This is a genomic window from Moritella sp. 28 (genome assembly GCF_018219435.1).
Taxonomy (GTDB): Bacteria; Pseudomonadota; Gammaproteobacteria; order Enterobacterales; family Moritellaceae; genus Moritella.
This window is the reverse complement of the sequence record NZ_CP056121.1, coordinates 4763918-4776734: the sequence shown is the minus strand read 5'-3', so window position 1 is coordinate 4776734 and position 12817 is coordinate 4763918. Positions and strand designations below refer to the sequence as shown.

4 protein-coding genes, 2 tRNA genes and 3 rRNA genes are annotated in these 12817 nt (G+C 42.4%); all 9 read left to right on the top strand.

Annotated features, from left to right (window positions below; translation table 11 throughout):
- Positions 1-63: 63 nt before the first annotated feature.
- The 9 genes from prlC (at position 64) to HWV02_RS21220 (ending at position 12817) form a co-directional block, all read left to right on the top strand.
- Positions 64-2103: an oligopeptidase A gene (gene prlC / locus HWV02_RS21260; RefSeq protein WP_211689288.1), complete on the top strand. Its 2040-nt coding sequence runs from the start codon at positions 64-66 to the stop codon at positions 2101-2103.
- A gap of 214 nt (positions 2104-2317) precedes the next feature.
- On the top strand, positions 2318-5302 hold the full coding sequence (locus HWV02_RS21255) for an EAL domain-containing protein (protein ID WP_211689287.1): 2985 nt from the start codon (positions 2318-2320) through the stop codon (positions 5300-5302).
- A 112-nt stretch (positions 5303-5414) separates the two neighbouring features.
- Complete coding sequence (locus tag HWV02_RS21250; RefSeq protein ID WP_255546967.1) at positions 5415-6179, top strand: class I SAM-dependent methyltransferase; 765 nt, start codon at positions 5415-5417, stop codon at positions 6177-6179.
- Positions 6180-6323: 144 nt separating this feature from the next.
- Entirely contained in the window at positions 6324-7034 is a 711-nt protein-coding gene (locus HWV02_RS21245; protein ID WP_211677768.1) for a transcriptional regulator, read from the top strand.
- Positions 7035-7605: 571 nt separating this feature from the next.
- A 16S ribosomal RNA gene (locus tag HWV02_RS21240) occupies positions 7606-9150 on the top strand.
- 119 nt (positions 9151-9269) lie between these two features.
- A tRNA-Glu gene (locus HWV02_RS21235) sits at positions 9270-9345 on the top strand.
- Between the two features lie 221 nt (positions 9346-9566).
- Positions 9567-12458: ribosomal RNA gene (locus tag HWV02_RS21230) — 23S ribosomal RNA — on the top strand.
- 126 nt (positions 12459-12584) lie between these two features.
- Positions 12585-12700 (top strand): 5S ribosomal RNA (gene rrf / locus HWV02_RS21225).
- Together the 16S, 23S and 5S rRNA genes with 2 tRNA genes alongside form the textbook arrangement of a ribosomal RNA operon.
- A gap of 40 nt (positions 12701-12740) precedes the next feature.
- A tRNA-Asp gene (locus HWV02_RS21220) sits at positions 12741-12817 on the top strand.

Below are 12817 nucleotides of genomic sequence, written 5' to 3'. Positions count from 1 at the left end.
ACTTGAAATTATCATTTTATAGCCGCATTAACTAATTAATATCATTATAAATAGGATGACTCTATGACTAACCCACTTTTGACTATGACTGGCTTACCTCCGTTTAAGAGTATTAAACCCGAGCATATTGTGCCGGCTGTGACTCAAGCTATTCAAGACTGTGAAGCGGTTATTGATAGCGTATTATCAAATACTGCGGCTGTAACGTGGGATAATTTAGTTGCTCCCTTAGAAGAAAGTGATGATCGGTTAGGACGTGTTTGGTCGCCTATTGGCCACTTAAATGCCGTTGTGAGTAGTGATGAGTTACGTGAAGCCCATGATGCTTGTTTACCATTACTGTCTGAGTACTCAACTAAGGTTGGACAAAATCAAAATCTGTTTTTAGCGTACCAAAGTTTACATGACAGCAGTGAGTTCGCCACTTTATCAACTGCACAGAAAAAAGTGATCACTAATGCATTACGTGATTTCAGATTATCAGGTATTGATTTACAAGGTGATGATAAACAGCGTTATGGTGAGATTACTAAACGTTTATCACAACTGACATCAACATTTAGTAACAATGTTATGGATGCTACTTTAGGTTGGCAGAAAGAGATCACTGACGAAGCTCTCCTTATCGGGTTGCCTGAATCAGCGAAAGCAGCAGCTAAAGCGGCTGCAGAAAGTAAATCATTAACAGGTTATTTGTTTACGTTAGACTTTCCAAGCTATTTACCTGTGATGATGTATTCTGAAAATAGAGAGTTACGTCGTGAAGTGTACGAAGCGTTCTGTACTCGTGCGTCGGATGTAGGTCCAAACGCTGGTAAATGGGATAATTCGACGATAATGAATGAAATTATTGCGCTGCGTCATGAACTCGCTGAATTACTTGGTTTTGCACACTTCGCAGAAAAGTCTCTCGCCACCAAAATGGCGGAAACACCAGCCCAGGTGATTGAATTCTTGACCGACCTTGCCGATAAATCTTTCTCGCAAGCTGAAGTTGAATTAGCGGAGATTCAAGATTTCGCAAAAGATAACTTTATGGCTCAAGCGTTAGAAGCTTGGGATTTAACATTTTATGCTGAAAAATTAAAGCAAGCTAAATATACTATTTCTGATGAAGAATTACGCCCATACTTCCCTGAAGAAAGGGTTGTCAAAGGTATGTTTGAAGTGGTTAAACGCTTATTTGGTTTGAACATTATCGAAGAGCTTGGTGCTGAATCTTGGCATGACGATGTACGTTTCTTCGAGATATTTGATGAAGAAGGTGAATTACGCGGTAGTTTTTATCTGGATCTGTATGCTCGTGAACACAAACGTGGTGGAGCTTGGATGAATGATTGTCTAACACATCGTATTAAAGCTAATGGGGAGCTACAAAAACCTGTCGCTTACTTAACCTGTAATTTTAATAAACCAGTTGGCGATACACCTGCATTATTTACTCATAATGAAGTGACGACTTTATTTCATGAATTTGGTCATGGCCTACATCACATGTTAACAAAAGTGATTCCTGCAGCTGTATCGGGTATTAATGGCGTGCCGTGGGATGCAGTGGAACTACCAAGTCAGTTTATGGAGAACTGGTGTTGGCAAGAAGAGGCGCTTGCGTTTATTTCAGGTCATCACAAAACAGATGAGCCTCTACCACAAGTTATGTTGGATAAACTATTAGCAGCTAAGAACTTTAATTCAGCGATGGGCATGTTACGTCAAATCGAATTTGGCTTATTTGATTTCCGCATGCACATGGAATATAACCCAGCGCAAGGTTCAAATATTCAATCTGTATTAAACTCGGTAAGAGAAAAAGTATCAGTGCTACCAGCACCTGAGTTTAATCGCTTCCAAAACGGTTTTTCACATATTTTCGCTGGTGGTTATGCCGCGGGTTATTACAGCTATAAATGGGCCGAGGTATTATCCGCCGACGCTTTTTCTCGTTTTGAAGACGAAGGTATTTTTAATGCCGAAACGGGTCGAGACTTTATGCATTGTGTACTTGAACGTGGTGGTAGTGATACACCAATGTCATTATTTGTGAAGTTTCGTGGTCGTAAACCGAGCACATATGCGTTATTAAATCATTCGGGTATTAATTAGTACAATGGATAACTTGCGATAACTGCTGAGTCGTAGCGGTTATCGTTTAGTTTTGATTTTAAAATAGTGGTAAATTGTGTATTATCTTTGCGTGATATTACCCACTGTATTTTTAGTGCTAAAGTATTACCATAGTTTTAGATAAATTGTGGTGATAATTGAAAGGATATCAATCTACTGTAGTTAAACTAATTGAATTTCTGGACAAGGATGTATGATTGATACACTCACGCTTAGTGGCATAAACATTGATACGGCAAAATTATATGAGCAAAACCATTTAGATTCGTTCCTCACTAATTTAGCCGCATTACTACGTGTTGATACTATATATGTTGCGGCCATTTGCCCTCAGTCCTTTGAGCTATCCATTTTATCTTGTTTACAGCAAGGGGTATTTGTCCCCAATATTGAGGTCGATTTTAAATCTATGCCTTGTTTTGCTGCTTATCAACGGGGTTATGCTGAATATGAGCAAGGTTTGGCATCTCGATTCTCAGACCAAAAGCTACTGCAAGAGTGGCAAGCACAAGCATATTTAGGTATCCGTTTAAATGATGCATTTGGTCAACCTACTGGTGTACTTTCGGCGTTCTTCCCTCGTCAACTTTCTAAGCATAAACTTGAATTAAATTTAATGCGTTTAGTTTCAGGTTTTTTAGAAAAAGAAATTCAACTTACTTCTAGCTGCACGCTATCAGACACTCCGACTACATCCACTTACTCTGACGAACTAAATGCATATACCTTGTGGCTAGAAGATAATATAGCCAAAGGTCGTTTAAGTAGTTGGAGCTATTTTTTGGAGCAAGACCGATTAGTATGCTCTGATTCTGCCGGCAGTATTATTGAAACCGAGAGTGTAGAGAAAATTGATAAACTGGAGACTTTGTTAGCATTAGTACATAAATTAGATAAAACTGCTGTATTACGTGATTTTCATAATGCAATAAAGTCTAATTCAACGACGTCGATATGCAGTATTTTCAATATTACGACCCTAGAGGGAAATTCGAAGCGAATTCAAAGTGATATTTATCCTATTATTGATGAATCTGGGCTGGTGTATCGTCTAGACTGTATTAGTAAAGATATCACTGTAGAAGAATTAACGAAAAAAAGGATATCAGCGCAAGAGCGTATTCTTGAAACTGTTTTAGCGACAACGCCAGTCGGGTTAATCAAACTAAATGCGAAGCGTGAAATTAAATGGGTGAATAAGCAGGCATGTAAAATGTTTGGTTATGAATTGGATGATTTTCATCGCTTACGTGAAAAAGGTATACTGAATACGAGTAGTTTGAATTTATATTTTGATGAAGATATAGAACAGTTTGAAGAGTATTATCAAGAAATATATGCCAATAAGCGTAATAACTTTACGCTTAATACCCGTTATCGTCATCGTGACGGTAGTATCTTATGGACAAAGCTAACTGTCACAGCAGTTAGAGATGACGTTAATAACATTCAATATTTTATTAACACTATTCAAGATCTCACCGAAGAACAAGATAATAGGCAACGCCTATCTATGATTGAAAGCGTTTACAAGCATAGTGCTGAAGGCATCATGTTGTGTGATGCGAATGAAAAGATTATTGATGTTAATCCTGCGTTTGAAGCTATCACAGGCTATAGCGCCGAAGATGCAATCGGGCGTACACACGGCCTATTACGCTCTGGCGTTCATGATAAAGCCTTTTATAATGACATTTCTGAAGCATTATTAAGTGGCAATGAGTGGAAAGGTGTTATTTGGAGTCGTAATAGAGATGGTGAGATATTTGCGCAACAAGTGACGCTTTCGAGTATTAAAGAAGGCGGTAAACTTAAATATTTCTTTGCTGTTTTTACTGATGTGACAGAAGAGAAGAAAATAGAACAACAGATTATAACTCAGTCTAATTTTGATACGCTCACTGGTTTGCCTAATCGTCAGTATTTTAGTGCTGAAATTCATCATGTTATCGATAAATCAGCTAAGAGTGGCCAAAAGTTTGCAATCCTCTATATTGATATTGATGACTTTAAGTCGGTCAATAATTCAGAAGACTTTATGGCCGGTGATCGCTTGCTGAAAGAGACTGCGGAACGGTTAAAATACCGGAGTCGAGACAATGACTTTCTTGCTCGAATTGATGGTGATGAATTCGCATTTATCATTCCTGAAGTGGTAAATAAACGTCAAGCTGAAGTCTATGCGAAACAGCTACAGGGGGTTTTTGCCCAAGCTTATCAACTCCCAAATCAGCAGCGCTATGTTACGGCATCGGTTGGTATTACCATGTACCCAGAAGACGGAATATCGGTAGAAGCATTAATGCAAAGTGCAGAGCAAGCGATATTTGAAGCAAAACGTAAAGGGCGTAATCAATGCGTCATGTTTACACAAGAGTTAAGTGATGCCGCGATACTTAAACACCAAACAGTTGTTGAATTAGCTGATGCGATCAAACGCGGCAGTCTTGATGTGTATTATCAACCTATTATTGATAATGCCACGGGGAAAGTTGATAAGGTCGAAGCTTTAGTTCGTTGGAACCATCAAGATAGAGGGTTTATCTCACCAGCGGAGTTTATCCCACTTGCTGAGGAAGGTGGGTTGATTCAAGGTTTAGGAGAATACGTATTAGACCAGGCATGTTGTGATCTTAAAATTTTGCATGAAGCCGGATATCCTTATATTGAAATGAGTGTAAATCGTTCTTGCCTCGAATTTAAGACTGTTGATATGCAAGCATCGGAATGGCTCAAAGTTATTTCTTCACATAACTTACCTTATAGTTCGGTGACTATGGAGATAACTGAAAGTTTATTAATGGAGATGGACGGTCAGTATATGCAGCGTATTAACGCTTTAAAAAGTGCTGGTGTCAAAATTGCTATTGATGATTTCGGTACCGGCTATTCATCACTAAACTACTTGCGTAGCTTGCCTGCTGATATAGTTAAAATTGACCGAAGTTTTATTATTAATATTCCAGAGAACCAGCAAGATAATTTATTGCTCGATGGTATCATTACTATTGTTCATAATCTGGGGATGAAAGTCGTAACTGAGGGCGTTGAAACAAAAGCACAATTGAATTACCTACAAGAGAAAAAATGTGATTACTCACAGGGGTTCTTATTATGCCGTCCGATACCACTGCATGAGCTATTAGAATTTCTCTCTCAAAATGAAAGTGTTTTTTAATTCACACTTTCTATTTTCCTCTAATCATCAACTGAATTTAGGTTGTATTCGTATTTTTTGCTAATATAGGCAATCTAACTTGAATTATTACACCTAACCTTATCAGGCATACATGAACTGCATACAAATAATCACAACAGATTCACTCTTTTCTGAACATATAGCAGCACTTGCTAAACAGTGGGGGTTTTCTCTTGAGCCTGTGGCTGATGCTCAATTCCAATTGATATATTCGGATAAGGGACTTGAATTATTTAAACTAGATGAACCGAAGCTCGGTTCTGTATATGTTGATTTCGCTGGTGGAGCCGTTAATCACCGTCGTAAATTTGGTGGTGGCAAAGGGCAAGCAATTGCAAAAGCCGTGGGCTTAAAGTCGGGAGTAACACCATCTGTTGTTGATGGCACGGCAGGTTTAGGCCGAGATGCATTTGTGCTGGCATCATTAGGTTGTCATGTCACTATGTTAGAGCGCTCGCCAATTGTTGCGGCATTACTGGACGATGGTTTAAAGAGAGCCGTTGACGATGCAGAGATCGGTGGCTGGATTGGAACAAGGCTAAAATTGGTCTTTGCATCAAGCCTGTCGAAATTAGAAGGTTTGGGTATTACTCCTGATGTGGTTTATCTTGATCCTATGTATCCACATAAGAAGAAATCGGCACTGGTGAAAAAAGAGATGCGCGTTTTTCAATCTTTAGTTGGAGCGGATTTAGATGCGGATGGTCTGTTTGAACCTGCCATGCGCGTAGCGACGAAGCGTGTTGTTGTTAAACGTCCTGATTATGCTGAATATATAGCAAACGCTGAACCGAGCATGGCAATCGAAACTAAGAAAAATCGCTTTGATGTTTATGTTAAACAAGGGATGAAGTAATTACCTTAATTTATTTGTGTAGTTATTAATATCGACCAGATATTTTATTTTAATATAATATCTGGTATCCGGTTCAAAGTTTTTAATATTGAACTATGTTAACGTTGCCTCCCAAATGGGCTTAACTATAGGCGAGGGATAGTTGTGCTACTTGAACTAGATAATATTAAGAATGAATTAACAAGTTCATATACGTTTACGGATGAAGATCACCGTATTTTAAAATCTTATGATGGTGTTATAGAAGGTATTGCTACTTTATTTGGTAAGCAATGTGAAGTGATCTTACACTCATTAGAAAGCGTAGATCGTTCTGTGATTAAAATTGAAAATGGTTTTAATACAGGCCGTGTTGAAGGTTCTCCGATCACTGATTTAGCATTAATGATGCTACAGGATATATCGGAACAAAATAAGCAATGTTCTAAAGCTTATTTTACACAGACAAAAGATGGTCAAATGATGCGTTCGATGACGATCGCAATCAAAAACCGTTCTGAAAGAACAATCGGTTTAATTTGTATCAACATTAATATTGGTGCGTCATTTATTGATTTTGTTCAGGAGCTATTACCTACACCTGAGACAAGAGAAACTGAATTGTCTTCTGAAAATTTCGCAACGACAGTTGAAGAATTGGTTGACCGCTCTGTAGAAGAAACGATTGCTGATATTAACAACCGAACTGATATTGCCAATAATGCTAAAAATAAGCACATTGTAATTTCGCTTCACCAACAAGGTATTTTTGATATTAAAGATGCAATTAATATGGTTGCGGAAAAACTGAATATTTCAAAACATACTGTGTACTTATATATACGTCAAATCAAGTCTGATGAAGCTGAGCTGTAAATAAGTTAATTATTTAAGCTGCTTACTATCTAGAATATGAATGTGTAAGTAATTAAGAAGGTGATTACTGTATGAATAATCACCTTTCTTTTTGAACTAACTCAGCTACCCCACACTTAATGCACGTCATATGCGCAATTATTGTGCAGTTCAATATATCTGGTTAATTACGGCATATAAAACTTGCTAAGTGAGCCTAGTTCTCTATAATTCGACCTCACTCAAACGGCAATAGCCGCTAAGTAAAAGGTGTTTTATCAGTATCGAAAGTTACTTTTAAAACCTCCTGAAATAAAGTGCAATATGTACTTGACTTCAAAACTGGTTGCCGTATTATACGCAGCCTGGCTACGACGGATAACGTCAAGGTCAATGCTCTTTAACAATTTATTCAAGCAATCTGTGTGAGCACTTGCAGAGATATAATGACCAAAAATTATATCAATGTAATTGTGAACATTAAATTAAATCGAAAGATTTGGTTTTATAAACAACAAACCTCGGTTTGTTGTTGAAGTACAGAATTCATTGAGCCGACTTAATCAACATCGTTGATTAGTCAAAAAACTTTTAATTGAAGAGTTTGATCATGGCTCAGATTGAACGCTGGCGGTAGGCTTAACACATGCAAGTCGAGCGGAAACGAAGAATAGCTTGCTATTCTGGCGTCGAGCGGCGGACGGGTGAGTAATGCTTGGGAATCTGCCTAGTCGAGGGGGACAACAGTTGGAAACGACTGCTAATACCGCATACGACCTACGGGTGAAAGGGGGCCTCTTCTTGAAAGCTCTCGCGACTAGATGAGCCCAAGTGGGATTAGCTTGTTGGTGAGGTAAGAGCTCACCAAGGCGACGATCCCTAGCTGGTCTGAGAGGATGATCAGCCACACTGGAACTGAGACACGGTCCAGACTCCTACGGGAGGCAGCAGTGGGGAATATTGCACAATGGGGGAAACCCTGATGCAGCCATACCGCGTGTATGAAGAAGGCCTTAGGGTTGTAAAGTACTTTCAGCGAGGAGGAAAGGCAGTAGATTAATACTCTACTGCTGTGACGTTACTCGCAGAAGAAGCACCGGCTAACTCCGTGCCAGCAGCCGCGGTAATACGGAGGGTGCAAGCGTTAATCGGAATTACTGGGCGTAAAGCGCATGCAGGCGGTTTGTTAAGCGAGATGTGAAAGCCCCGGGCTCAACCTGGGAACTGCATTTCGAACTGGCAAACTAGAGTTCTTGAGAGGGTGGTAGAATTTCAGGTGTAGCGGTGAAATGCGTAGAGATCTGAAGGAATACCAGTGGCGAAGGCGGCCACCTGGCAAGTAACTGACGCTCAGATGCGAAAGCGTGGGTAGCAAACGGGATTAGATACCCCGGTAGTCCACGCCGTAAACGATGTCTACTCGGAGTTTGGTTCCTTGAGAACTGGGCTCTTAAGCTAACGCATTAAGTAGACCGCCTGGGGAGTACGGCCGCAAGGTTAAAACTCAAATGAATTGACGGGGGCCCGCACAAGCGGTGGAGCATGTGGTTTAATTCGATGCAACGCGAAGAACCTTACCTACTCTTGACATCCATAGAACTTTTCAGAGATGAATTGGTGCCTTCGGGAACTATGAGACAGGTGCTGCATGGCTGTCGTCAGCTCGTGTTGTGAAATGTTGGGTTAAGTCCCGCAACGAGCGCAACCCTTATCCTTATTTGCCAGCACGTAATGGTGGGAACTCTAAGGAGACTGCCGGTGATAAACCGGAGGAAGGTGGGGACGACGTCAAGTCATCATGGCCCTTACGAGTAGGGCTACACACGTGCTACAATGGCGCATACAAAGGGCTGCAAACCAGCAATGGTAAGCGAATCCCATAAAGTGCGTCGTAGTCCGGATTGGGGTCTGCAACTCGACCCCATGAAGTCGGAATCGCTAGTAATCGTGAATCAGAATGTCACGGTGAATACGTTCCCGGGCCTTGTACACACCGCCCGTCACACCATGGGAGTGGGCTGCACCAGAAGTCATTAGCTTAACCTTCGGGAGGGCGATGACCACGGTGTGGTTCATGACTGGGGTGAAGTCGTAACAAGGTAGCCCTAGGGGAACCTGGGGCTGGATCACCTCCTTACGTAAAGTTGTTAATTTTTGTAAGTGCCCACACAAATTGCTTGAATAGAAACGTTAAAGACAGTCTTATGAAAATAAGACAACGTTTGGGATGAAATCCAAACGTAGAAAGTAAATAGTGTCCCGTTCGTCTAGAGGCCTAGGACACCGCCCTTTCACGGCGGTAACACGAGTTCAAATCTCGTACGGGATACCACTTTTCTTTCTGATTAAAAATCAAAGCTAAGCAGTTTAATGCTTATCTTTGCTTTTTAGCAAATTGCTCTTTAAAAATTTGGAAAGCTGAATAAATAAAGAAGTTCTTAAAACACGTTATTGCTTCGGCAATAACAATATAGTGTTCTTGAGTATTCTTGAGGCGAAAAAAACTAGATAATACCTAGTTATTTCAATTGTACGGTCGACTTTAGATTGTATGGTTAAGTGACTAAGCGTATACGGTGGATGCCTAGGCAGTCAGAGGCGATGAAGGACGTGTTAATCTGCGTTAAGCTGTGGGGAGTTGATAAAAAGCGTTAATCCACAGATTTCCGAATGGGGGAACCCACTCTACTTTGTAGAGTATCGTAACGTGAATACATAGCGTTACGAAGCGAACCGGGAGAACTGAAACATCTAAGTACCCCGAGGAAAAGAAATCAATAGAGATACCCTTAGTAGCGGCGAGCGAACGGGGTCTAGCCCTTAAGCAGTTTGGAAGTTAGTGGAAGATTCTGGAAAGTTTCACGATACAGGGTGATAGTCCCGTACATGAAAACGACCTTACTGTGAAATCGAGTAGGACGGCACACGTGATATGCTGTTTGAATATGGGAGGACCATCTTCCAAGGCTAAATACTACTGACTGACCGATAGTGAACCAGTACCGTGAGGGAAAGGCGAAAAGAACCCCTGTGAGGGGAGTGAAATAGAACCTGAAACCGTATACGTACAAGCAGTGGGAGCAGACTTGTTCTGTGACTGCGTACCTTTTGTATAATGGGTCAACGACTTAATTTCAGTAGCAAGGTTAAGCGAATAGCGGAGCCGTAGGGAAACCGAGTGTTAACTGCGCGAATAGTTGCTGGGATTAGACCCGAAACCCGGTGATCTAGCCATGGGCAGGTTGAAGGTTGAGTAACATCAACTGGAGGACCGAACCGACTAATGTTGAAAAATTAGCGGATGACTTGTGGCTGGGGGTGAAAGGCCAATCAAACCGGGAGATAGCTGGTTCTCCTCGAAAGCTATTTAGGTAGCGCCTCGCGTCTAACTATTGGGGGTAGAGCACTGTTAAGGCTAGGGGGTCATCCCGACTTACCAACCCTTTGCAAACTCCGAATACCAATAAGTTCAATCGCGGGAGACACACGGCGGGTGCTAACGTCCGTCGTGGAAAGGGAAACAACCCAGACCGTCAGCTAAGGTCCCAAAGTGTATGTTAAGTGGGAAACGATGTGGAAAGGCTCAGACAGCCAGGAAGTTGGCTTAGAAGCAGCCATCTTTTAAAGAAAGCGTAATAGCTCACTGGTCGAGTCGGTCTGCGCGGAAGATTTAACGGGGCTAAACATACCACCGAAGCTACGGATGCAAGACTTGTTCTTGCATGGTAGAGGAGCGTTCTGTAAGCCGTCGAAGGTGAGTTGAGAAGCTTGCTGGAGGTATCAGAAGTGCGAATGTTGACATGAGTAACGATAATGGGGGTGAAAAACCTCCACGCCGAAAGACCAAGGGTTCCTGTCCAACGTTAATCGGGGCAGGGTGAGTCGACCCCTAAGGCGAGGCCGAAAGGCGTAGTCGATGGGAAACAGGTTAATATTCCTGTACTCACTTATATTGCGATGGGGTGACGGAGAAGGTTAGGCTAGCATGGCGATGGTTGTCCATGTTTAAGGTTGTAGGCTGTATGCTTAGGTAAATCCGGGCGCACATTAAGGCTGAGAGCTGATGACGAGTCTCTACGGAGATGAAGTAGTTGATACCCGGCTTCCAGGAAAAACCTCTAAGCTTCAGATATAAGAGAATCGTACCCCAAACCGACACAGGTGGTTAGGTAGAGAATACTAAGGCGCTTGAGAGAACTCGGGTGAAGGAACTAGGCAAAATGGTACCGTAACTTCGGGAGAAGGTACGCCGATGATGGTGAAGGACTTGCTCCGTAAGCTATTGTCGGTCGCAGAGAAATGGTGGCTGCAACTGTTTATTAAAAACACAGCACTGTGCAAAATCGAAAGATGACGTATACGGTGTGACGCCTGCCCGGTGCCGGAAGGTTAATTGATTGGGTTAGACTTAGGTCGAAGCTCATGATCGAAGCCCCGGTAAACGGCGGCCGTAACTATAACGGTCCTAAGGTAGCGAAATTCCTTGTCGGGTAAGTTCCGACCTGCACGAATGGCGTAATGATGGCCACGCTGTCTCCACCCGAGACTCAGTGAAATTGAAATCGCTGTTAAGATGCAGTGTACCCGCGGCTAGACGGAAAGACCCCGTGAACCTTTACTATAGCTTGGCACTGAACATTGAACCTACATGTGTAGGATAGGTGGGAGACGTTGAAGCATTGTCGCTAGATGATGTGGAGTCAACCTTGAAATACCACCCTTGTACGTTTGATGTTCTAACGTAGGCCCCTTATCGGGGTTGCGGACAGTGTCTGGTGGGTAGTTTGACTGGGGCGGTCTCCTCCCAAAGAGTAACGGAGGAGCACGAAGGTTGGCTAAACATGGTTGGACATCATGTGGTTAGTGCAAAGGCATAAGCCAGCTTAACTGCGAGACAGACACGTCGAGCAGGTACGAAAGTAGGTCTTAGTGATCCGGTGGTTCTGAATGGAAGGGCCATCGCTCAACGGATAAAAGGTACTCCGGGGATAACAGGCTGATACCGCCCAAGAGTTCATATCGACGGCGGTGTTTGGCACCTCGATGTCGGCTCATCACATCCTGGGGCTGAAGTTGGTCCCAAGGGTATGGCTGTTCGCCATTTAAAGTGGTACGCGAGCTGGGTTTAGAACGTCGTGAGACAGTTCGGTCCCTATCTGCCGTGGGCGTTTGAGAATTGAGAGGAGCTGCTCCTAGTACGAGAGGACCGGAGTGGACGAACCACTGGTGTTCGGGTTGTTATGCCAATAGCATTGCCCGGTAGCTAAGTTCGGAACTGATAACCGCTGAAAGCATCTAAGCGGGAAGCAGGCCTCGAGATGAGTTCTCACTGGGACTTTAAGTCCCCTGAAGGGCCGTTGGAGACTACAACGTTGATAGGCAAGGTGTGTAAGTGCTGTGAGGCATTGAGCTAACTTGTACTAATTACCCGTGAGGCTTAACCATACAAACTGAAGTATGATTAATTGAAATATCGACTTAAGAATAGACAGAACACTTTATGTTTTAAAGACTTCTTTATTTATAGCTTTTCAGATTTTAAAGATACAACTTGAAAGCAAACCAAATTTGCTTGGTGACCATAGTGTTGCGGTACCACCTGATCCCATTCCGAACTCAGTAGTGAAACGTAATAACGCCGATGGTAGTGTGGGGCTTCCCCATGTGAGAGTAGGGCATCGCCAAGCGCCAAATTAAGACTGATGGAAACATTAGCACAGATTGTGCGGAGTGGTAGTTCAGTTGGTTAGAATACCGGCCTGTCACGCCGGGGGTCGCGGGTTCGAGTCCCGTCCACTCCGCCA

What these genes read in the sequence shown, in the direction of transcription:
- prlC (WP_211689288.1), top strand. Translation starts at nt 64, where the DNA reads ATGACTAACCCACTTTTGACTATGACTGGCTTACCTCCGTTTAAGAGT.
- HWV02_RS21255 (WP_211689287.1), top strand. Translation starts at nt 2,318, where the DNA reads ATGATTGATACACTCACGCTTAGTGGCATAAACATTGATACGGCAAAA.
- HWV02_RS21250 (WP_255546967.1), top strand. Translation starts at nt 5,415, where the DNA reads ATGAACTGCATACAAATAATCACAACAGATTCACTCTTTTCTGAACAT.